General features: G+C 64.5%; 17 protein-coding genes and 1 tRNA gene. 9 read left to right on the top strand and 9 right to left on the bottom strand.

The window, feature by feature from the left end:
* Window positions 1-49 precede the first annotated feature (49 nt).
* A complete protein-coding gene (locus tag BN3789_RS01365; RefSeq protein ID WP_066829014.1) occupies window positions 50-322 on the top strand; it encodes an HPr family phosphocarrier protein in 273 nt (90 codons plus the stop codon).
* Between the two features lie 211 nt (window positions 323-533).
* Here BN3789_RS01365 and ilvD read toward each other — a convergent pair whose 3' ends face one another.
* Window positions 534-2177, bottom strand: coding sequence for a dihydroxy-acid dehydratase (gene ilvD, locus BN3789_RS01360; protein WP_066829012.1), 1644 nt, complete (start codon window positions 2175-2177; stop codon window positions 534-536).
* Between the two features lie 746 nt (window positions 2178-2923).
* On the opposite strand from ilvD, the gene pyrE reads away from it, so the two are divergent.
* The 4 genes from pyrE to BN3789_RS01340 all read left to right on the top strand — a co-directional run bounded on the left by pyrE (window position 2924) and on the right by BN3789_RS01340 (window position 8719).
* Window positions 2924-3607: an orotate phosphoribosyltransferase gene (pyrE, locus tag BN3789_RS01355; protein WP_066829011.1), complete on the top strand. Its 684-nt coding sequence runs from the start codon at window positions 2924-2926 to the stop codon at window positions 3605-3607.
* A 37-nt stretch (window positions 3608-3644) separates the two neighbouring features.
* Entirely contained in the window at window positions 3645-4220 is a 576-nt protein-coding gene (locus BN3789_RS01350; RefSeq protein ID WP_147569485.1) for a hypothetical protein, read from the top strand.
* A gap of 590 nt (window positions 4221-4810) precedes the next feature.
* Window positions 4811-6655, top strand: a complete 1845-nt coding sequence (locus BN3789_RS01345) for a carbon starvation CstA family protein (RefSeq protein WP_066829008.1) — start codon at window positions 4811-4813, stop codon at window positions 6653-6655.
* 540 nt (window positions 6656-7195) lie between these two features.
* On the top strand, window positions 7196-8719 hold the full coding sequence (locus BN3789_RS01340; RefSeq protein ID WP_147569483.1) for a hypothetical protein: 1524 nt from the start codon (window positions 7196-7198) through the stop codon (window positions 8717-8719).
* A 399-nt stretch (window positions 8720-9118) separates the two neighbouring features.
* Here the strand turns inward: BN3789_RS01340 and BN3789_RS01335 are convergent.
* Window positions 9119-9192, bottom strand: a tRNA-Gln gene (locus tag BN3789_RS01335).
* A 51-nt stretch (window positions 9193-9243) separates the two neighbouring features.
* Window positions 9244-10149: a peptidoglycan-binding domain-containing protein gene (locus BN3789_RS01330; RefSeq protein ID WP_187119097.1), complete on the bottom strand. Its 906-nt coding sequence runs from the start codon at window positions 10147-10149 to the stop codon at window positions 9244-9246.
* A 423-nt stretch (window positions 10150-10572) separates the two neighbouring features.
* Between BN3789_RS01330 and BN3789_RS01325 the strand changes: the two genes are divergently transcribed.
* The 3 genes from BN3789_RS01325 (at window position 10573) to BN3789_RS12565 (ending at window position 13147) form a co-directional block, all read left to right on the top strand.
* Window positions 10573-11301 carry a response regulator transcription factor gene (locus BN3789_RS01325; protein WP_066829004.1) on the top strand — a complete coding sequence of 243 codons (729 nt, stop codon included), beginning with the start codon at window positions 10573-10575 and terminating at the stop codon, window positions 11299-11301.
* Window positions 11298-12902, top strand: a complete 1605-nt coding sequence (locus tag BN3789_RS01320) for a sensor histidine kinase (RefSeq protein WP_079989006.1) — start codon at window positions 11298-11300, stop codon at window positions 12900-12902. The genes BN3789_RS01325 and BN3789_RS01320 overlap by 4 nt, the downstream gene beginning before the upstream one ends.
* Window positions 12903-12994: 92 nt before the next feature.
* Window positions 12995-13147 (top strand): hypothetical protein, encoded by a 153-nt coding sequence (locus BN3789_RS12565; protein WP_154018715.1) that lies wholly within the window; start codon window positions 12995-12997, stop codon window positions 13145-13147.
* Between the two features lie 143 nt (window positions 13148-13290).
* Here BN3789_RS12565 and BN3789_RS01315 read toward each other — a convergent pair whose 3' ends face one another.
* The 4 genes from BN3789_RS01315 to BN3789_RS01300 form a co-directional block, all read right to left on the bottom strand.
* Entirely contained in the window at window positions 13291-14313 is a 1023-nt protein-coding gene (locus tag BN3789_RS01315) for a polyprenyl synthetase family protein (protein ID WP_229254118.1), read from the bottom strand.
* A 78-nt stretch (window positions 14314-14391) separates the two neighbouring features.
* On the bottom strand, window positions 14392-15450 hold the full coding sequence (galE, locus tag BN3789_RS01310; protein ID WP_066828998.1) for a UDP-glucose 4-epimerase GalE: 1059 nt from the start codon (window positions 15448-15450) through the stop codon (window positions 14392-14394).
* Window positions 15451-15749: 299 nt separating this feature from the next.
* Complete coding sequence (locus tag BN3789_RS01305; protein WP_066828996.1) at window positions 15750-17036, bottom strand: PcsB-like coiled-coil domain-containing protein; 1287 nt, start codon at window positions 17034-17036, stop codon at window positions 15750-15752.
* A gap of 246 nt (window positions 17037-17282) precedes the next feature.
* Window positions 17283-18086 (bottom strand): energy-coupling factor transporter transmembrane component T family protein, encoded by an 804-nt coding sequence (locus tag BN3789_RS01300; protein WP_066830229.1) that lies wholly within the window; start codon window positions 18084-18086, stop codon window positions 17283-17285.
* A 165-nt stretch (window positions 18087-18251) separates the two neighbouring features.
* Here BN3789_RS01300 and murB point away from each other — a divergent pair, with 165 nt between their 5' ends.
* Window positions 18252-19211, top strand: coding sequence for a UDP-N-acetylmuramate dehydrogenase (murB, locus tag BN3789_RS01295; protein WP_066828992.1), 960 nt, complete (start codon window positions 18252-18254; stop codon window positions 19209-19211).
* A gap of 101 nt (window positions 19212-19312) precedes the next feature.
* Here murB and pknB read toward each other — a convergent pair whose 3' ends face one another.
* Complete coding sequence (pknB, locus tag BN3789_RS01290; RefSeq protein WP_066828990.1) at window positions 19313-21322, bottom strand: Stk1 family PASTA domain-containing Ser/Thr kinase; 2010 nt, start codon at window positions 21320-21322, stop codon at window positions 19313-19315.
* A 66-nt stretch (window positions 21323-21388) separates the two neighbouring features.
* Window positions 21389-22976, bottom strand: a 1588-nt coding sequence (locus tag BN3789_RS01285; RefSeq protein WP_147569481.1) for a peptidoglycan D,D-transpeptidase FtsI family protein, incomplete at its 5' end; no start/stop codon positions are given.

Below are 22976 nucleotides of genomic sequence, written 5' to 3'. Positions count from 1 at the left end.
TGTCCGGCGCAGATGAGCTTGCGCTCAATATAGAAAAGGAGAGATTCCCATGTACTCTGAGGAGACCACCATCGTCAACGCGACCGGCCTGCACGCTCGTCCGGCTTCCATGTTCACCAAGACCGCTTCCGGCTTCAAGTCCAACGTCACGGTCAAGAAGGCCGGCGCCGAGGGCGACGGCGTGAACGCCAAGAGCATGCTGGCCCTCATGACCCAGGGCCTCGCCTGCGGCACCACCATCGTCATCACCGCCGACGGCGAGGACGAGCAGGAGGCCGTGAAGGCGCTCGTCGAGCTCATCGAGAGCGGCTGCGGCGAGTAGGCTTTCGCGCTATCGCATGGTTGCGCCCCGATCGGCATCCTCGCCGGTCGGGGTTTTTGATGCGCCGCGGGGCGGGCGGCGCCATGCAAATCGGGGACGTACCTGTTGCGTGCATGCATGCACGCAACAGGTACGTCCCCGATTTGCACAACTAAAAAAGCCCTGGTTGGCTGGGCCAACCAGGGCTTGAGTCGCCGATTATTGGCAGACGTTACGCGCCGAGCAGGGCGCCGTCCTTGGCGGGGCCGACCTCCTTGAGGTAGCGGGCGAGCACCTTGCCCTTGAAGTCGTGGACGACGGGCGTCCAGTTCTTGCGGCGCTCCTCGAGCTCCTCGTCGGAGACGTCGAAGGAGATCGCGTTGTCGGCAAGGTTGATGTGGACCATGTCGCCATCCTGGACCAGGGCGATCGGACCGCCCTCAGCTGCCTCGGGGCACAGGTAGCCGACGGACAGGCCGCCGGACGCGCCGGAGAAGCGGCCGTCGGTGATGACCGCGGAGCCCGGGATGCCCTTCATGATCTCGGTGACGCGGTGCAGCTCCTTCATGCCCGGGCCGCCCTTGGGGCCCTCGTAGCGGATGATGACCGCGGTGCCCGCGGGGATCTTGTGCGCGTTGTAGGCGGCGAAGCACTCCTCCTCGCTGTTGAAGCACATGGCCGGGCCGTCGAAGGTGTGCTGGTCGTCGGGGACCGCGGAGGTCTTGACGAGCGTGCCCTCGGGGGCCAGGTTGCCGTAGAGCACCTGGATGCCGTTGGCGACGGACTCGGGGTCGTCCTGCGTGCGGATGATGGAGCGGTCGATCTCGATGTCGCCCTCGAGGTTCTCGCCCATGGTCTTGCCGTTGATGGTCATGACCGACAGGTCGAGATCTTTTTCGATTGTCTTGAGGACGGCGGGGATGCCGCCGGCCTTGTACAGGTTGATGCAGGAGCGATCGCCGTTGGGCGTGATGTTGGTGACCAGCGGCACGCGGCTCGTGGTCTCGGCGACCTGCGCCCAGGTGACCTCGAGGCCGAGCTCAGCGGCGATGGCGGGTAGGTGCAGCAGGGCGTTCAGGGAGCCGCCGATGGAGGCGAGCAGGGTCACGGCGTTCTGGAACGCGGCCTCGGTCATGATGTCGCTCGGCTTGATGCCCTTGCGGACCAGGTCGACGACGGCGGCGCCGGTGCGGCGGGCGAGGAAGCGGCGCATGGCGGTGGGGGCGGGCTGCAGCGCGCCACCCGGGACCATCATGCCCAGGCCCTCGGCCAGGCAGCACATGGTATTGGCGGTACCCAGGAACGGGCAGATGCCGGGGCCGGTGTAGTACTTGAGCGTGCCCTCGATGACGTCGAGCTCGGTGGCCTCGCCGCGCAGGAAGGACGCGCGCAGGGCCTTGGAGTCGCTCGGCTTGATCTCATCCCAGCAGGGGCCTGCGGAGACGAGGGCTGCGGGCAGGTTGATGCGGCCGGCGGCCATGAGCATGGCGGGGACGATCTTGTCGCAGCTGGCCATGTACACGACGCCGTCGAAGACGTTCAGGCCGAGGATCTGGGCCTCGCAGGAGTCAGCGATGATCTCGCGGTGCGGAAGGCTGTAATGCATACCGGCGTGGCCCTGGGCGATACCGTCGCAGATGGCGATGGTGTTGAACTCGATGGGCTCGCCGCCCGCCTCGAGGATGCCCTTCTTGACCTCGGATGCGAGCTGGCGCAGGGGCTCGTGGCCGGGGCACATCTCGTTCCAGCTGTTGGCGATCGCGATCAGCGGCTTGTCGGGGTTCTCCAGAGAATCGATGGCGACACCGGTGGAGGCGAGGTGCGCCTTGGTGATCGCCCTCTGGAAGGGCTCGAGCTTGTCGATTGCGCGTGTCACGGTATCTCTCCTTTCCTTGTGGCTCCCCTCTTCGGAGCCGTACCGCCATTGCTGACGATGTGTTAAAAGGATGCGCACCACGGGGTGCGTACTACCACTATAGTGGCGTAACAACACGGCGATTTGCAAGCATTTTTCGCTAGCCGTAGAAAATTTTTTTCCAGAAGGAAAACCGCTGTTAAAGGCAGGTGAGATTGGACTTTACACGACGCTTACGGGAACGTGTTGGCACCCTGCGGTGCGAAATAATTTTTTCCTGCTCGGGCGCGCGGGCAACTTTGTTCGACACGTCCGCCGCCGCCGGTTGGGCACAAGTCCACGGGCACGCCTGGAAGTGCATAGAGTGTATATTCCCATCACAAAAGTGCATAAAATTCCGTTTTAGTTAAAACCTATAAAGAAAGTAGGCTGAGTTTGGTGCGATTTTTGAGGCACACCTCTCCACCACCGCTACACCCCTCAGCATTTCCGCAGGAAACAACTGGGCAAATGCCGAGGGGTGCGGCGCATGTGGGCAAAGGGCACCGAAAAATCGCACCAAACTCGATATACACGTTTTTTGGGTGCTCGGGGACGGGTTGATTGGGGACGGGTTCGTTTCAACCCATCGCGGCAGCGCGAGAGCGGCGGGCCGGTACCCGAGGCGAGGAGCCCATACATCGCGCACGGTTGCGGCGGCGCTGGTATGATGGGGCATGAAGTTCATGTCCGCCGTCGCGCGGCGTCAGATGTCCGGGAGGATTGCCATGGAGGCCTACAAGCAAGAGTTCATCGAGTTTATGGTGGAGTCCGACGTGCTCAAGTTCGGTGAGTTCACGTTGAAGAGCGGCCGCCAGTCTCCGTTTTTCATGAACGCGGGCGCCTATGTGACCGGTGAGCAGCTCAAGCGCCTCGGCCAGTACTACGCGCGCGCCATCCACGACAACTTCGGCCTCGATTTCGACGTCGTCTTCGGGCCAGCCTACAAGGGCATCCCGCTGTCGGTGGTCACCTCGATCGCGCTGCACGAGCTGTACGGCAAGGAGGTCAAGTACTGCTCCGACCGCAAGGAGGTCAAGGACCACGGCGCGGACAAGGGCGGCATGCTCGGCTACGAGCTCAAGGATGGCGACCGCGTCATCATGGTCGAGGACGTCACCACGTCCGGCAAGTCCATCGACGAAACCTATCCCAAGCTCAAGGCCGCGGCCGATGTCGAGGTCAAGGGCTTGATCGTGAGCCTGAACCGCATGGAGGTCGGCAAGGGCGGCGTGCACACCGCGCAGCGCGAGATCCAGGAGAAGTACGGGTTCCCCGTGGCGAGTATCGTGTCCATGGCCGAGGTCGTCGAGCACCTCTACAACCGCGAGGTCGCGGGCCGCGTGGTGATCGACGATACCCTCAAGCAGGCCATCGACGCCTATTACGAGCAGTATGGCGCCAAGGAGTAGCGCAGACGGTGTGACACGGGGTCGTCGGAGGATGTACATGAGGATGAACAGGCCCGTCGCGCACGCGGCGGGGATAGGTGCGCTTGCCTGCGCGCTTGCGCTGGGAGGATGCGGGCTGTTCGGTCCGTCGCCCGAGCAGATCGTGCGCGACGGACTCGCGTCCGATTTCGATATGCTGCTCGATGAGGAATCCCAGGCGCGCCAGACCATGGTCTCCAACCTGGAGTCGACGGGTGCGCTTTCCGGCCTGGGCGTCGATACGCAGGGGTTCCTGAACGCTCTGTTCGAGGGGATGGAGTACGAGGTTGCGTCCGTCGAGGTCGACGACGAGGCCAAGACCGCGACGGCCACGATCGAGCTGACCTGCAAGTCGCTGACCGATGTCGCGACGCGCGCGCAGGAGCTTTTGAACCAGCGCGCCGCCGATGCCGGGGAGACCGCGATATCGCCCGAGGAGACGCTTGCCTGGATGGGGGAGTGCCTGATGCAGGCGGCGCAGGAGGATGCACCCGAGAGCGTGGAGCTCGAGCTGGATTGCTCCTCCGACGACGAGGGTACCTGGTCGGCAGACGACAGCGTCGCCGCAGCGGTGGCCGGCGCCCTGCTCGGGTAGCGCGCGCTCTCGGTCTTTTGCAGGCCATGTTCGCGAATGTGGCTAGATTTTTCTGTTTTGCTGTCGGTCGGATCGGGTGAAGGTGCCCGATCCGGCCGCTCTGTCTTTTATGGCCGTTTGCATTGCTCAGATTAACGATCAGGGCAACACGATTCGACCCCTGCAAGGGAGATTTTGATGCCAGCGGAGGGCGTCGGCCCCGTTTCTCGGGTGCTCGATACAGCAAAACAGAACTTTTTAGCCACTTAGGGCGACTTCGAGCGCCGCGCGCCCTTCTGAAGGCGACCGATCGCGAGGAGAAACAAAGCCGAAACATCAAACAAGGTGATTTGACTTTCGTTTGCTAAAGCGTAGACTAGGCCTTGCTTCGTTAGGGAATGCAGGCGGCAACCGTCTGCAACACGATGTAAGAAGGCTATCGAACATATGCGCACCATCACCACGCTATCGATTATTTCCGAGATTATCTGATACGGGTTGGTACGTTGCAGGCCGGCCCGGTGATTCGGGCGGTCTTGGGGCAAGGGGGCCGTCGACTGGTTCGACGGTCCCCTTTTGGTTTCGATGGGCTTCGGGGAAAGGACTTTGGTATGAACGGAATCGTCGTAGTGGTGGTGGCAGCAGTCGTGCTGGCTGCGGGCTACCTGGGATACGGCAGGTGGCTTGCGGCGAAATGGGGTGTCGATCGCGACGCGATCACGCCCGCTCGCCGTATGGAGGACGGCAAGAACTTCTCGCCGGCCTCGTGCTTCACCGCGTTCTCGCATCAGTTCAGCTCGATCTGCGGTGCGGGCCCGGTGACCGGCACGATCGCGGCCATGATGTTCGGCTGGCTCCCCGTGCTGCTGTGGGTTCTGGTCGGCGGCATCTTCTTCGGCGCCGTGCATGATTTCGGCGCCCTTTACGCGAGCGTCAAGAACAACGGCAAGTCGCTCGCCCAGCTTATCGAGAAGTACATCGGCCGGACCGGTCGTCGCCTGTTCCTGTTGTTCAGCTGGCTGTTCACCATCATCGTGATCGCCGCGTTCGTCGATATGGTCGCTGGAACCTTCCAGGCAACCTTCGACGCCTCCGGCGCCGTCGACACCGCTGCGTCGTATGCTGGCGGCACGGCGGGCACGATTTCCATCCTGTTCACCTTCGTCGCCATCGCGTTCGGTTGGCTCAACCGCCGCTTCCAGCTCTCCGGCGTGCGCGAGCTCGCCCTGGCCGTCGTGCTGTTCGTCGCCATGTTCGCGATCGGCATGCAGTTCCCGGTCTATCTGTCCAAGTTCGGTTGGTTCGCCGTTATCGCCGTCTACCTGCTGTTCGCGGCCGCCATGCCCATCCAGACGCTCAAGCAGCCGCGCGACTACCTCACGAGCATCATGATGATCGTCATGATCGTGTGTGCCGTGGTGGGCATCTTCGTGCTCGGAGCGAACGGCCAGGCCACGATGACCGCGCCGATGGTCGCTGACATCTCGGCGCTCGCTGACAACGGCAGCTTCATCTTCCCGCTGCTGTTCGTGTCGGTCGCCTGCGGCGCCCTGTCCGGCTTCCACAGCCTGGTCTCCACGAACACCTCTTCCAAGCAGATCGAGAAAGAACAGGACATGCTGCCGGTCGGCTATGGCGCCATGGTCGTCGAGTCCTTCGTGGGCGTGCTCGCCATCGTCGTTGCCGCCATCATGTTCTCCGATCTGAACACCGCGGGCACCGGCGCCCTCAACAACGGCGTCGCGGCTACCCCGTTCTCCATCTTCTCGCAGGGCATCGCCCGCGGCATGACCGCGTTCGGTGTCGACCAGACGCTGGCGACCGTGTTCATGACCATGTGCGTCTCCGCCCTGGCGCTGACCTCGGTTGATGCCGTCGCGCGCATCGGCCGCCTGTCCTTCCAGGAGTTCTTTGCCAAGAGCAACGATGCGCTCGAGGACGAGCAGGCCGAGCTCACCGGTGCGGCCAAGGTCGTCACCAACACCTGGGTCGCCACGGTGCTCACGCTCGTGCTCGGCTTTGCGCTGGCCTTCGGCGGCTACACCAACATCTGGCCGCTGTTCGGTGCCTCCAACCAGCTGCTGGGCGGCATGACGATGATCACGCTCGCCGTCTTCTGCAAGTGCACGGGTCGTCGCGGCTGGATGCTGTATGTGCCCGTCGCCTTCCTGCTGGTCTGCACGTTCACCTCGCTGGTGCAGAGCACGCTCGGCTGCATCAACGCGCTGGCCGCCTCCGGCACCGCGGTGATCGCGACGTCCGGCCTGCAGCTGGTGTTCGCCATCCTGCTCATGGTGCTCGGCGTCATCGTGGCGTACAACTGCCTGAAGGAGCTGTTCGGCAAGCAGGCCGGCTCGCTGCCCGATGAGGAACCCGAGTGGACTGAGATGGGCCGCGCCAACGTTGCCGCCGAGGCGGCGGAGACGCCCGCCGACGGAGCGCGCGCCCAGGCGTAGGTTCTCGCGTCGCGCCCATGTGGATAGAGGTGCACCGAAGCGCGCCCGCCGCGATCATGCGGCGGGCGCGCTTTTTTTGAGTTGGTTGGGGATGGGTTCATTTCAACCCATATCGGACAAAGCGACGGTTTCTGCGGGAAGTTCGGACGAAATATGCGCATCGATTCGAGCGTAATACAGAACCATCAGTTAAACGGCTATATCGTTTTGGCCGTTATGCAAAACGTCATCGTTGTTCCCGCAGAAACCGTCACTTCGTTTTCTGCGGGAAGGCGCCGCAGCAGCCCGGGCGCGTCCGTGGCAGTGCACGCCGGGGACGTACCTTCCGCATGCATGTTTGCATACAGGGGACACCCCTTCGGCGCGCGCTTGCACCAGCCGTCGTATCCACGGTGGCCTAGCAGGGGCTTTTGAGATGCCCAGCAGAATCTGGGCTGCTTGCGATTGTTGGGTGCAGGGGCGGCGGGGGCGCGATGGCTGTGCTAGCCTACAAGACTGTTGCCATATGAGGAAGGGAATCGGTCTATGGAGCCCGTGCTGATGTCTGACAATGCGGAGGTCGTCGACGCGCTCGCGTCGTGGCTTGAGGGCGCCGTGCCGCTCGAGGCGCGTCCGTGCGCGGTGCTCGCGCATGCCCTGCTGTGCCGCAAGGAGCTCAAGATCAAGCGCGGGGCCATCAACCAGCTGCTGAAGTCGCTCAACCTGGGTGACCAGTTCGGGCGGGTGCGCGAGAGCCTGGTGACCTGCGGCCTGCTGCGCAAGATTTCGGGGCAAAACGGCTCCACGGTCTATGCGATCGACCTGGATGTCGCGGGCATAACGCTGCCGGAACCGGTGCAGATGGAGGTGCCCGCGGTATCGGATAGCGAGCCGGAAGGGCCTTCCGATGCGGCAGGGGAGACGACGGATGTCGAGGTCATCTCCGTCGAGCCGGTGGCCGAGTCCGAGAACGAGACCCCCGATGCTGCGACGCCTGCGAAGGAGCGCACGGTGAGCGCGAAGCCGGCCAAGAGCGCCCGCACCGCGCAGGAGGGCTCGACGGCATCCGATTCCAAGAAGAAGGAAGCTGCCGCCCCTGCGGGCAAGAAAAAGCAGAAGAAGGCGCGCAGGAAAGAGGAGCCGAAGGCGCCGCGCGCGGTCGAGGTGCGCGAGAAGCCTGTTGCCGAGAAGCGAGGCGTGCTCGGTCTGCTGAGCGCCGGGCGCACCATCGGGGCTTCGCTGCTGCGTCGCGATCAAGGCGCTCCTGCGACGCCGAGATCGGTCGAGAAACAGGGTAAGAACGGCGACCGTCGACCGTCTCAGCAGGACGACTTCGAGCGGCTGCGCGCGTGGATCGCCGAGCACGACGGGGAGCAGCTGCCGTATGTGACGCGCCGCCAGCGCGCCTATCAGATCTTCGATGACGAGAAGGCGCTCGAGGGCAAGCGCGGCGACCGGTTGATGCGTCGCATGGCGGCCAAGGGCATCAACCCCGGCGCGCTGAGGATCTCTTCGAACCAGACGCCTCCGCTGCAGGGATTCTACGCGATCGGCGCCAACCAGCCGTTCATCGTGGTCGAGAACATTGATGCGTATGAGGAGATCGTGGCTCTGCTCAAGACCAAGCGCAACGCGAAGCTGTTCGGGGAGAAGGTTGGCGGCGTCATCTTCGGTGCCGGTCACAACATCTGCCAGGCCCATGCGCTCGACGACTACCTGCACGACATCGGCTACGGTTTTGACTACGTGTACTACGCGGGAGACGTCGACCGCGAGGGCGCGCGCCTGGTTGAGAAGGCCCGCGAGGTGAACGTGATCGAGATCAGGCTGCACGCCGGCGTGTACCGCGCGATGTTCGAGGCGCACAAGGCGCACGTGCAGGGCGGTAGCTCGTCTGAGAGCGCGGCGAAAAACCAGGACATCCCGCGCAACCTGGTGGAGATCTTGAAGGGCCTTCCTTGGTCGCTTCGCGTTCCGTTCAAGCGGGCGCTTCGCGACAACATCCGCATCCCGCAAGAAGTGCTCACCAGCGAGGATTTCCGTCGCGGCAGCCTCGGCGGCGTCGACAAGCTGCTGGATCGCTAAGGGGCGCTGTCTAAGGGGCTTTGAGCTGTGCATATCGGGGACGTACCTTCTCCGTGCATTTATGCACGGAGAAGGTACGTCCCCGATATGCACCCACGGGAGCTTTCCCGGATGATTATGCGGCGGTTTTGCGGCACATCTTTGCGGCACTTGCGCAAAAAGAAAGCAGGCCAGACTGTATACCGTGTCTGACCTGCTGTTTTCTCTGGCTGGGGCAGAGGGATTCCGCGTGCGGCTGCCGCCGCCCGCTTCCGCTGCGGAGGCCTGGCGGCCTCCTTGCGCGCTTCGCTGGCAAAGCGCTCGCGCGCTTTGGCTCAGCTTCGCGCCCTTGCGGGTTCGAATCCCTGATACGGGCACGAAAAAGCCCGGCCACCATGAGATGGTCGGGCTAACATACAATGGCTGGGGCAGAGGGATTCGAACCCCCGTAACCGGCACCAAAAACCGGGGTCCTGCCGCTGGACGATGCCCCAATGCGAATCCGCGCGGTGCGTTCCGCATCGGCTTCAGAGCACTTAGTGTACCTAATCGTTCAGCGCGGCGCAAACGCCGTCGAGGAGGCGGACGGCAAGCGTCTGGGCGTCGCTCGAGGTGAACATGCCGTCATATCCGGTGATCCCCGTCAGCTCGATGCGGATGAGCGCGGGTTTGCTCTTTGCGGCGGCGAACGCCGTGCTCAGGCGCTGGGTGAGGTTCGAGCATTCCGCGAGCACGATCGTCGGGCGCGGCGCTGCATCTTCGGGAAGATCGCTGCTCGAAAGCTCGAGAACCAGATCCATGCCCTCGGGAATGGACCTGTCGCACAGGACCATGCCGCTCGTCTCGGTGGTCGCCGAAGCGATGTTCCACATGCGCGAAGCGACGGCGCGGGCGATGGGGTCCTCGCCGATAACGGCGATGTGGTAGCGCTCGAGCACCTCGGAGGCGCGGGCAAATCCGATGCGCTCCTCCGCCTCGACGACCGACGGCTTGCCCTCCCATACGTGGCGCAGACGCGCGATATAGGCGAACGTGTCCTGGAACGCCATGCCGTCGGCGAACAGCCCCACGTTTTCCTGGAACTGCTGCAGGGCCGCTTCGGTGTGCGGGCCGAAATAGCCGTCATCGACGCCGCAGGCGAAGCCGAGGACGTTCAAAGCCTGCTGGAGTGCGCGCACGTCGGCGCCATGGAAATTGGGAAGACGCAGGTAGAGCGTGCGGTCACCAAGGCGATACGACGCGTCGACCAGTGCCGACCAGCATGCCATATCGACCTCGTCGCCCAAGGTGAGCTCGTTGTCGTTCCTGAACGTGCTGACGGCCTGAGCCGTGCTGTCACCGAAAAGCTTCTGCTCGCGCTCTGCGGCGTCAATCTCAAAACCGAGGATGGCGAGCCTGGACTGGACATCCTCAACTGCGGGTCCCTGCATGCCTTTGACAATCGGCTCCATGAGAACCCCTTTCCACCTATAGGGAGTCCCGCCCGCGTAGACGCGGCGGGAGTTAACAATCGACTGTAGCGTATAACAGTTTAACAAGTAATGCGGGCATATACAGCAGAGGGCGTTGTGGCCGCGACACCCTCAACAAAGTTGGTACTTTTGGGACGGGGTCATTTTTCCAACACGTGAGCCTCCACTGGGCGCCGACTCGGGGCGAACGGGGCTCACCATGGTGCCCCTTGCCCGCACCCGCACATGGTCTTCTCCACCAGCGTGCTCCCGGAGTGCGTCGCGAGCGTCTGCCTGCGTTCCTTTTATGCTGCCCAGACGGGCTCGATATTCACATTTCGATGTAGGAACATTTTTGACAGGGGCCTGCCATTATAGAGATGGGAACGATGAAGAGAACAGGCGCGATGAGTGGAGGTTGCCATGACCGAGGGAGCGCACCTGCTGATAGTCGATGATGAACGCGCGATCGCCGCGATGCTCGACCAGTATTTTTCCATGGAGGGCTACAAAACGACCGTCGCCTCGGATGGGCGCGATGCGCTGTCTGCCGTTGACGCCGCCGCTCGCGGCGCCCTATCTCCCATAGATCTCGTCCTGCTGGACGTCAACATGCCGGACATGGACGGGTTTGCGACATGCAAGCTCATCCGCGAGCGCCTCGCATGCCCCATCATCTTCTTGACGGCGCGCGTGGAGGACGCCGACCAGCTCGACGGGTTCGCTGCGGGCGGCGATGACTACGTGCTCAAGCCGTTCTCGCTGCAGGTGCTCGGCAGTCGCGTGCGCGCCCATCTGGCGCGCGAATCGCGGCGCGAGGACCCATCGGCGCGCGTGTGGTTCGGTGGAAACCTGTCGATCGATTACGCTCAGCGCAGCGTGCAGATTTCGCGCGGAGACGGAGCAGGGGCGCAGCGCCTCGACCTCACGCGCACCGAGTTCGACATCGTGGCGCTGCTCAGCAAGAAACCCGGTCGCGTGTATGACCGCACCTTCATCTACGAGCAGGTCTGGGGTTGGAACGCGGACGGCGACGCGTCGATCGTGCGCGAGCATGTCCGTCGCATCCGCAAGAAAATCGCCGAGGCCGGGTTTGAAGACGACCCCATCGAGACGGTGTGGGGCGTCGGGTACCGTTGGGGGCTGCAATGAGAAAGCGGCACGCAGGGCTCGGTGACCGGGTGCGCGCATGGTGGGACACCATGCCGCTCATGCGTTCGTTCTTTTTGTATGCGGCGGCGTGCGTGCTGGTATCCATCGTGGCATCGCTATTGCTGATGGCGACGTTCATGTCGGCATATGATGTGCTCCAGCGCAAAGCGTGGGAGGGCCATGTCGATGTGGAAGGCGGCCCGTATATATATGACGCGCAGGAAGACGAGCTCGTGCCCGCATTCACCATCGACCTGTCGACGACCGATCGCATCGTGTTCTTGGGGCTGCGAAGTGAGACGCCCTACGAGCAGAAGCCGGTCGACTATTACGGTGGGAGCCTGTACAACGCCGAAACCGGGGCGCCCATTGGGTATGCGACGCTCGAGATGGTGCGCAACGACCCGTCGCTGACGATCTTCGACTGGGGCGGGAACTACACCGAGCAGGATTACCTGGAGACGAATGGCCATCCATACGTCTCGACCACGATCGACGCCGCCGATCTCGCCGATTACGATGCGCGCGAGCGGGCGGAGCGCGTGGCGGTGGACGGAGAGTTCCTGTCGTTGGAGCAGGCGAACTCCGATTTCATCGTCTCCAATGTCGGATACTACGTGAGCCAGTACGACTCCATGCTCGAGACGCCGTTGATGTTCGCGTTACGCGTGGCCACGGGGCTGACGCCGTTCGTGATGCTCGTCGTGCTCTCCATCATGTTCTTCCGTCGGTTCTACCGCAGGAGGATCGGCGTGCCTCTGGCGATCTTCTGCGACGCGGCCGGTCGAGTCGCCCATCAGGATCTGGACTTTGTGACGCCAAAGGTGCCGGGACGCGAGTTCTCGCAGCTGGGCACGGCGTTCGAGAAGATGCGCGCCTCGCTCGAGGAGTCGCAGCGCGAGCTGTGGCGCACCGCCGAGGAGCGACGGCGGCTCAACGCCGCGTTTGCGCACGATCTGCGCACGCCGGTGACCGTCCTCAAGGGGACGATCGAAATGGCGCAGATGAGGGCTGCGCGCGGGGAGGCCGTCGAGGAGGAGACGCTGCGGACGCTGGGCGGACAGGTCGAGCGACTGGAGTCGTATGCGCAGGCCATGAGCGGCATCGCGAAGCTCGAGGACCGGACCGTGGAGCGCACGCCGGTCGCGGCGGGCGCATGGGGCGCCGAATTGCGCCGGCAGGCCCAAGATTACGTTTCCGCCGCCCGCCCCGAGCTGGGATTCGGGGTCGATATGCAGGGCATGCCCCCGCAGGCCGAGCTCAGCGTCGACCGTTCGCTGGTCGAGGAGGTGCTGGGCAACCTGCTGAGCAACGCCTGCGCCCATGCGCGCGGCCGGGTCGCGCTCACCATGCGGCTCGATGACGGGCGGGGCCTGCTCATGCTGCGCGTGTCGGACGACGGCGACGGGTTCAGCCCCGAGGCCCTGCGTCGCGGGTGCGAGCCGTTTTTCGGAGAGGCGAAGGATGCCGAGCATTTCGGGCTGGGGCTGAACATCGTGCAGACCTTGACGCGGCTTCATGGCGGCACGGTCGAGCTCGCGAACGCCGATGCGGGCGGCGGCGTGGTGACCGTGACGTTTGACGTGGGGAAGGCCGCATGATCCGAAGCGGTTTCAAGAAACACTTATCCGAGCGTTTACACGGCGTTTTCAATTGGCTCGTATGATGAAGAAGGAAAGAGGAGGGAGTGCACATGATGAAACATCTCGGCGAGGTTCTTGTGTTGGAGGACGGTAGCGAAGCGCCGATCGTTCCGCTCAAAGACGATCGCGGGGCACTCGGCTCCCTCGTTCTGTCGACTGCCGTCGCATGCGCGCTTATCGCCTATACGGTGCTGTTCGGCTAACGTGACTTCCATACCTTGCTGCAAGCGGGCCCGATGCACGGTTTGTGCATCGGGCCCGCTCGTTTGCCTGCATGTTCGATGTTCTTGCGTGCCCTGGGCGCCGCCTCGACACGGGGCGGAAATGCCCGGCGCGCATGCGCTTCCTAGTTCAGGCGCTCGACGAAGAAGTCGGCCATGGCGAGGAGCAGCTCTGCGGCACGCACATCGAGCTCGACGCCCTCAAGCGTGCGCTTGGCGCGCGCGGTGAGCTCAAGCGCGTAGTTGCGCGCATAGTCGATGGATCCCGTGTCCTCAAACAGCTCGACGGCGCGCGCGAGGCGGGCGGGATCCTCGGTTTCGGATGTCAGGATGTCGACCAGCTCATCATGATGGTCGGAGCTGCGCAGCGCGTGCACGGCGACGAGCGTGCGCTTGCCCTCGGTGATGTCGCTGCGGAAATCCTTGTTGCGGGACTCCTTCTCGCCGATCAGGTTGAGCAGGTCGTCTTGGATCTGAAACGCCAGACCCGTGTCCATGCCGAACGAGCGCAGCGCCTCGATCTGCTCGGTCGTGCCGCCGCCGATGATTGCGCCGCAGGCCAGCGGAATCGCGCCGCTGTAGTAGGCGGTCTTGTGCGTCGCCATGGCGAGGTAGTCTGCAACCGTGATGTCAAAGCGTCCGTCGCGCACCCAGCCGAGGTCGAGCGCCTGTCCCTCCACCGTGCGCTGCATCATGTCGACCAGCTCGCGCAGGACGGCGAGCTTGCATGCGTCATCGAGTCCCTCGTCGCGCAGGATGGCATCGGTGACGAGGGTGAGGGCGTAGTCGCCGCAGTTGATGGCGATGCCGACGCCCTCGGTGATATGCAGGCACGGCTTGCCGCGGCGCAGATGCCCGTTGTCGGCGATGTCGTCGTGGATGAGCGCGGCGGACTGGAAGTGCTCGATGGCCGATGCCGCCGACAGCGCCCGGTGGAAATCTCCCCCGACGGCGGCGCAGGCGAGCATGCAGATGAGCGGCCGATGCCGCTTGCCGGCGTTATCCGAAAACGCGCTCAGGGGCGCATAGAGATACGCCTCGATGTCGGCGCTGTCGGTCTTGTCGGCAAAAAACGCCCGCAGGTACTCGTTGACCTCATCGACGTGACGGTTGAGAAAATCGGTAAAGAGGCTCGGCAACGCACTCACTCCCTGTACTCAAGAAAAACGGTGCCCCGCCTTTTCGCGAGGCACCGTCCATTGTACGCGTGCTGGCAGCTCGGTCGGCTACTCAGCGTTAAAGCCGTTGGGATTGTGGGACTGCCAGTTCCAGGAATCGCGGCACATGTCGTCGATATCGTACTCGGCGACCCAGCCCATCTCCTCCTTGGCCTTCGTGGCGTCGCACCAGTTGGCGGCGATATCGCCATCGCGGCGTGGGCAGATCTTGTAGGGCAGCTCGTGGCCGCATGCCTTCTCGAACGCATGGATGACGTCGAGGACGCTCGAGCCCGTGCCGGTGCCGAGGTTGAAGATGCCGACCTCGGAGCGGCCGTTCATCCACTCAAGCGCGGACACGTGCCCGCGGGCGAGGTCGACCACGTGGATGTAGTCGCGCACGCCGGTGCCGTCGGGGGTGGGGTAGTCGTCGCCGAAGACGTTGATGCACTCGCGCTTGCCCACGGCCACCTGCGCCACGTACGGCACGAGGTTGTTGGGGATGCCCTTGGGATCCTCGCCGATCAGCCCGCTGGGATGCGCGCCGATGGGGTTGAAGTAGCGCAGCAGCACGACGTTCCATGCAGGGTCGGCCGTGTGCAGGTCCATCAGCATCTGCTCGATCATCCACTTGGTCCAGCCGTACGGGTTCGTGGCGGGCTTCTTGGGGTCCTTCTCGGTCACGGGCGGATTGTCGGGGTCGCCGTAGACGGTCGAGGAGCTGGAGAAGATGATGGACGTGCAGCCGTGCTCGCGCATGACGTCGCACAGCGTCAGCGTGCTGCCGATGTTGTTGTGATAGTACTCGAGCGGCTTGTGCACCGACTCGCCGACAGCCTTGAAGCCGGCGAAGTGGATGACGCGGTCGATGCGATGCGCGTCGAAGATGCGGTTGAGGGCGTCGCGGTCGAGCACATTGGCCTCGTAGAACGTGAGGTTGGCGGCCGCGTCGTCGCCCACGATCTGCTTGATGCGGTCGATGGCGACCGGGCTCGAGTTGGAAAGGTCGTCGACCACGACGACCTGGTAGCCGCGCTCAAGCAGCTCGACGACGGTGTGCGAGCCGATGAAGCCGGCACCGCCGGTCACGAGCACGCAGGTATCTTGGGGGGTGAGCGTTTGCGACATTGCATGTCTCCTTTCGGCGCGCCGCGCTGGGGCGCGCGTGTCTGCCCTGAGTATAGCGCAGGCGACCTGGGCGCCGTATTTCCGTACGCGAACTAAAGCTGTCTTGCTGGTGGGAACGTGCGCACATGCGCGATCCTGCCCGAGGGGATTACCCGGCAACGGTACCCAGAAGTGCGGGTGGGATCGGTCTCAGTGGGGCCTCACCCTCAGTTCCGGGTACGATACCTGGGCCCTGTTGGTGGGTGCCCTGGTAGAGGGCTTGCGGGCCGGCGGGCAACAAGCTGCGACGGGGATCTTTCTTACCCCTCGAGGTTGATGCCGTTCGCCCAGCCCCAGCGCGGCGTGGAGGTCGGTCCGTAATAGGAGATCCACTGGTCGACATCGATGCTGCGGATGTAGCCCACGTTGTCGCGCACGGTGTTGTCTCCCACGTAGACGCCCACGTGGCCGTAGATGCGGCCCGCGGAGGTGTGGGGGTGCGAGGGCACGGCGATGATCATGCCCACCTTGAGGTTCGACTTGCTGGAGCTCGTGCACCAGTTGGCGTACTGGTCGTCGGCGTTGCCGGGAACCGAGCCGAAACCGGCGTTGGCGAACACCATGGACACCCAGCCGGCGCACAGGCCCGCGCCGGGACTCGGCGTGCTGTAGGCGGAATCGACCACGCGCTGCTGGGCGGTGCCGGCGGCGATAGCGCTCTGCCCGTCGCCGGGGATGGAGGTGGCGCCTTGCCTCGCCGCCTCCTCGGCAGCCCTGCGGGCCTCCTCTTCGGCCTGGGCGGCGGCGAGGATCTCGGCGTCGCGCTGGGCGATCAGGTCCTTGACGTCTTGGCTCAGGCTGTCGAGCAGCTGCTGGACCTCGTCTTTTTTGGCCTTCATGTCATCGAGCTGCTGGGTCTGCTGCGACTTCAGCTGCTCAAGCTCGGACATCTGCTGCTCGAGCTCGGCCATCTGTTGCTCGAGCTCTTCCTTTTGCTGCTCAAGCAGGGCCTTCTGCTGCTCGAGCGCATCCTGGATGGCGTGGATCTCCTCGATGGCCTCTTGATCGCTCGCGTTGATCTTGTCGACGTAGTGCAGCTTGGAGACGAGCTCGTCAAAGCTGTCGGAGGACAGTAGCAGCGACAGGATGCCCGTCTTGCCGGTCTTGTAGCTCGACGTGACGCGGGTGGCGAGGATCTCCTGCTTGCGATCGAGCTGCGCCTGCTTGAGGTCGATATCGTCCTGCGTGTCGGAGATGTCCTGCTCGATTTGGTCGATGTTCGCCTGCGTGGTGTCGATCTGTCCCTGGAGCGTCTCGATCTGCCCGAGGGTGTCGTCCAGCTGACGGGAGAGGTCCTCGAACTGGCTCGAGATCTCATCGAGCTGCTCTTGGGCGTCTTCGAGTTGGGCCTGCGCGTTGTTCAGCTTGTCGGTGGTTTCCTGGCTCGCCTGGGGCTCTGCGCCGGCAAGGCGGGGCAGGCCGAACAGGACCGCGGCGCCGGCGGCGGCAAAAGCGGCCTGGATGGCGGCGCGGCGCGAGACGGCGGTATCGCAAGACGGGCTATCGATAGCGTGACGCTGAGGGTTGCGCCTGATCTGTTGTGACATACATGCTCCGGTTAGTCTGTGTTTATATGTCGAGCAACGAATGTATGTCCAAGGATACCGCATGACCGCCCGGTATCTGTGTGCAAATTGGGGACGTCGCGAATATGGGTTGTTTGGGGACGGGTTCGTTTCAACCCATTCCGACGCCTTGTCTCTGTTGGATCGCCGTGGATACGGGGGCTTGTGCAAGCATGCACGCGGAAGGTACGTCCCCGATTTGCACGTCCCTGATTTGCACGGCGGGGGTTAGAGGATGAGGAGGGCGATCAGGAAGGCCGCGGCATAGAGCAGGCAGAGGGCGCAGGCGGCGCCGTCTTTTTGGGGGTCCAGGCGCATGACGTGCAGGTGCGTGCGGCCGGATCCGGTGTAGCAGCGCGCGTCCATGGCGCAGCCGAGCGACTCGGCGTGGCGAAGGGCCCCGGAGAACAGCGGCACGACTAGGGGGATGCAGGCTCGCGCGTAGCCCAACAGGCCCGCTTTCTCCAGCTGGGCCCCGCGCGCCTTTTGCGCCTTGACGATGGTCTCGGCGTCACGGGAGAGCGTGGGCACGAACTGCAGCGCCACCGAGAGCACGACCATCGCATGGTCGACAGGCACGCCGATCCGTGCCAGAGGGGAGAGCAGCCTCCCGAGCGCATCGGTGATGGAAAGCGGCGTCGTGGTCTGGAGCAGCAAGGACCCGCCGAGCAGCAACAGCAAGAAGCGCACGACATACAGCGCGGCAAGGCGGATGCCGTCATGATGGATCTGCAGAGGTCCCGCCTCGAGCACCACGGGCCCGGTCTGTGTCGCGATCAGGTTGATGAGCGAGGTGATGACGAGGAACATGGAGAGGTTGCGCGCCTGCCTGCCCAGACGGCGGAGGGGCGTGCGCGCAGCGGCGGCTGCAAGCCCGAGCGCCGATGTGGCCGTGAGGGCCGTGGGCAGATCGCACACGAACAGGCAGCTCACCATGTAACCAATGGTTGCAACGACTTTCAGGCGCGGATCGAGCGCGTGCACGACGGTGCGGTCGCGCGTGCTCTGCCCAAGGCTTATGTGGAGGGCCACGTGCTCGCCTCCCTTGTCGTGATCGCTTCCGCACTCCATTGTCACACGCGGCAGCACCCGTGGCAAAGGCTCGCGTCGCGCTTGTACTTTTGCCGTGCGCGGGCGGTGTCGGCGCATCGGTCGGGTATAGTCATCTCAGCAAAACCAAGAGCAAGGCGGTTCACTATGCATGAATACGATCGTATCACCGACGAGGTCCTGTGCGTTCTCGGCGAGGCCGTGGGCGAGGACAACGTGGTGCTGTTCGAGCCCATGAGCGCGCACACCACCTTCAAGATCGGCGGTCCTGCCGACGTGCTGCTGACGCCCGCGTCGCGCGAGGCCGTCGTGCGCGCGCTCGACACGTGCGCGCTGGCGGGCGTGCCGGTCACCGTGGTGGGCAACGGGTCCGACCTGCTCGTGGGCGACCGGGGCATCCGCGGTGCCGTCGTGCTGCTGCGCGAGAACTACGCGTCCATCTCGGTCGAGGGCACCCGTGTCCGCGCCGAGGCGGGCGCCCTCTTGCGCGATGTGGCGCTTGCTGCCGCGGACGCCGAGCTGTCAGGCTTGGAGCCACTCTGGGGCATCCCGGCGACCGTGGGCGGCGCCTGCCATATGAACGCGGGCGCCTACGACGCCTGCACCGCCGACGTCCTGGAGTCGGTCGAGGTGTACGAGCCCGGACCGCAGCTGGCCGACGGCACCCATGGCCGCGGCATGGTACGCACCTATCCGGTGGCCGATCTCGCCATGGGGTATCGCAAGAGCCGCATCCACGACGAGGGGCTCGTGGTGCTGTCCGCGACGTTCGCGCTCGCCCCGGGCAACGAGCGCATGATTCGCGCCGACATGGACGGCTACCAGAAGCGTCGCGAGGAGAAGCAGCCGCTGGAGATGCCGAGCGCCGGCTCGACGTTCAAGCGTCCCGTGGGGCATTTTGCCGGCAAGCTCATCATGGATGCCGGTCTGGCGGGGGCGCGCGTGGGCGGTGCCGAGGTGTCGTCGAAGCACTGCGGCTTTGTGGTCAACGCCGACCACGCCACCGCGTCCGACGTGTGCGGCCTGATCGAATATATCCAAGAAGAGGTCAAACGCCAATTCAACGTGGAGCTCGAGCCCGAGGTCAAGCGCGTCGGCGAGTTCTAGTTTGCCTGCCTCGAGGGGTCGGTGAAATTCCAGGGACTGTCCCTAAAATTTCATTCCATCATGTGAAGCACAAGAAAGGGCCCCGCAGGGCCCTTTCGCTACTATTGTGAGTCACTCCAAGCGACGACCATCCTGACAATACCGCTATCGTCTACGCTCCAGCTGATGACGTGGTCTGGATCGACACCTATCTGCGTGCCGTCAGCATACGTAATGCTGTAGTTGTATCCAGCGGCAATTAGAGCCTTTTCGGCATCGGATTGCTTCATGCCGGTGATTTCCGGGATGTCATCCGTGCTCGGGGACTCCGGCGAGTTAGGCGAGCTGGGGGAACTAGGAGAGTTGGGCGAGCTCGGAGATTCGGACTCGGACTCCTCGGGGCCCAGCGAGATGACGACGGTGATCTCGGTGCCGGACTCTTGGCTGCCGCTGGGGTTCCAGCTGACCACATAGCCTTCGTCAACGGTGTCGCTGTACGCCTCGTCGCGGCTCATGCCGAAGCCGGCGTCGGTCAGCGCATTGCGAGCCTGGCTTTCGGTCATGCCCGTCAGGTCGGGAACCGGCGTGGTGTCGGGGCCGAGCGAGATCACGAAGTCGACCTTGGAGCCCTCCTCCACCTCTTCGTTGGCATCGGGGCTCTGGCTGATGATCTTGCCCTCTTCCACGGTGTCGCTGCCCTCTTGGGTGACGCTGCCGGCCTCAAGGCCTGCGGCGATGAGCATGTTGCGCGCATCTTCCTCGTTCTCGGCCTGAGACAGGTCGGGCACCTTGGTGGTCGCCGCCTCTTCGGGGCCGCTCGAGACCACGATGTCGATCTCGGAGCCCTTGGCGGCCGTCTGCACGCCGTCTGCGGTGGGGTGCTGCTCGATGACGGTGCCCTCGGGGTACTCGTCGCTCGCACCGGGCGTCACGTCGCCCACCTCGAAGCCGTTCTGGCGGATCGTCGCCTCGGCGACCTCCTGCTCCATGCCCACGACCGCGGGGATGATGACCTGCTCCGCCGGGGCGAACAGGCCCGAGACGGCGAAGATGGCGATGGCGACCACGGCGACGACGGCCACGACCGCGGCGACGATCTTGCCCTTGCCCGAGCCCTCGGGCTTGGTGTTGTAGGAGCTCGTATCGAACTGGCGCGCCTGCGTGTTGACCGCGGCGGCGCCGCCCACCGGGCGCGACGTGGTGTTGACCGGGCGCGCCATGGCCTGCGTCGAATCGGACATCACGCGGGTCGTGGTGGCACCGGCGCCGGCGGCGCCGATGACGCGGGTCGGCTCGGGCACGTCGACCGTGCGGCCGGCGAGGTAGCTGTTGAGCACGCGGCGCAGCTCGTCGGCGGTCTGGAAGCGGTTGGCGGGATCCTTCTCCATGCAGCGCAGGATGATGCGCTCAAGATCGCCGTCGACGTTGGGGTTGACCTGCGAAGGCGGAACGGGCAGCTCGTTGACCTGCTTCAGGGCGACGGAGATGGCGTCGTCGCCGTCGAAGGGGACCTTGCCCGTGGCGCATTCGTACATGACCACGCCGAGCGAATAGATGTCGGAGGTCGGGCCGAGCTCCTGGCCGCGCGTCTGCTCGGGGGAGACGTAGTGCGCGGTGCCCAGCACGTTGTTGTCCTGCGTGAGGTGGCTGTTCTTGGCGCGCGCGATGCCGAAGTCCATCACCTTGATGTTGCCGTCGGGCAGCACCATGATGTTTTGCGGCTTGATGTCGCGGTGGATGATCTCGTGCTTGTGGGCGACGGAAAGCGCGCCGCAGATCTGGCTGCCGATCTGTGCGACCTTCTTGGGGTCGAGCGCGCCGTGGCTGCGGATGCCGCTTTTGAGGTCGGTGCCACGCAGATACTCCATCACGATGTAATAGGTGTCGCCGTCTTTGCCCCAGTCGTAGACGCCTACGATATAGGGGCTCGAAAGGCCCGCTGCCGCCTGCGCCTCCTGCTTGAAGCGCGCCGCGAACGTGGCGTCGCTGGCGTACTGCGGCAGCATGATCTTGACGGCCACCGTGCGGTCGAGCACCTGGTCCACCGCACGGTAGACCGATGCCATGCCGCCGGCACCCACCTTGTCCTTGAGGAGGTATCTGCCTCCGAGCAGGTTCTGTTGCTGCGCCATCTCTTTACTCCTCACACACGTCAAGCATCAAAGTTTGCTGCATTCCACATCTGACATGGCGCATCGCTATGCGCCCTGGGCGGCGAGCGCGACCGCAAGCACCTGGCCTGCGATGGCGGCTGCGGACTCGCTCGTGTCGCCGTCGTAGTTCTCGATCATGACCGAAATCGCAACCGTCGGCGTGTCGTAGGGCGCGAAGCCCACGAACGCGGTGTTGACCAGATCTGACGTCGCCTCGGCCGTGCCGGTCTTGCCCGCGACCTGGACGCCGGCGATTGCGGCGGCAGAACCGCTGCCCTCGTCGACGACCTCGAGCATGGCCTCCTTCACCTGCGCGGCGGTCTCGGCGCTGATGGCCTGGCCCAGCGAACGGGGCTGCGTGGTCTTGACCACGGTGCCCGTGGGCGACAGGGTCTGCGCGACCACGTAGGGGTTCATGGCCAGGCCGTTGTTGGCGATGGCGGCGACCATGACGGCGTTCTCCATGACCGTGGACTGCGGGCCGGGGGTGTGGCCCTGGCCGACCGGCTGGCCGGCGCCCGCCCATGCGAGCTCCCACTCGGTCATCTGAGAGGGGTCGGGCATGATGGATTCGGCCGTGGAGAAGTCCTGGCCGAGCGACTGGCCGTAGCCGAAGGCCCGCGCGTACTGCACGAGGCGGTCGGCGCCGACCTCGTTGGCGACCTGGCCGAAGACCACGTTGGACGAGTAGGCGAACGCGCGCTCCAGGCTGATGGTGCCCAGGTCGTAGTTGCCGTTGTTGACCACGTCGGCGTTGCCGATCTGCATGGTCGCCGGCGCGTTGTAGTAGTCGTCTAGGGTCGCGGTGCCCGAGTCGAGGGCGGCGGCCAGCGTGATGACCTTGAAGGTGGAGCCGGGCGTGTAGAGCGCCTGGGTGGTGCGGTCGAACATGGACGAGTCGTCGCCGGTCTCTCCCGAGAGGATGGAGGCGACGTTGGCGTTGTCGTAGGTGGGGGCGCTCGCCTTGGCGAGCACGGCGCCGGTGCGCGGGTCGAGCACCACGATGGCGCCCGTCTTGCCGTCCAGCGCGAGCTCGGCGGCTGCCTGGATGCGCGAGTTGATGGTCAGCTGCACCGAGTTGCCGGGCTGGGAGATGCCGGCGAGGGAGTTGATGGCGTTTTGCCAGGTCGAGTAGTCCTGCGAGCCGGTGAGCGTCTCGTTCTGGGAGGCCTCGATGCCCGTCAGGCCGTACTGGTCGGAGTAGTAGCCCACGGTGTGCGCGGCCATGTTGCCGTTGGGGTGGGAGCGCGCGTAGGTGCCGTCCTCCTGCTGCAGGGACTCGGCGAGCGTAACGCCGTCGGACGTGATGATCGAGCCGCGCTTGATGTAGGCGCCCTTGGCGATGGTGTGGTTGTTGCCGGGCATGTCCTGGTATTCCTTGGCCTTGAAGACCTGGATGTAGGTGAGATTGCCGATCAGGATGGCGAATAGGCCCGTGAACAGCACGACCTCGCGGGTCAGACGCTTGGCGAGAGCGACGCGGCCGAGCACGCCGGACTCGGGCGTGTCGAGCACGCGGCGGCGCACGCGGGAGCCGGGGTGCGCATGGGCGGGCGCAGCGGTGTTCGCGGTGCTGCCGAAGATGCGGGTGCCGATACGGCTCGCGCCGACGGCGCCGGCGGCCGGGGTGGCG

Source organism: Collinsella ihumii (assembly GCF_900046475.1).
Lineage (GTDB): Bacteria > Actinomycetota > Coriobacteriia > Coriobacteriales > Coriobacteriaceae > Collinsella > Collinsella ihumii.
The sequence above is the reverse complement of the archived record's forward strand: the minus strand, read 5'-3'. Positions and strand labels throughout refer to the sequence as shown.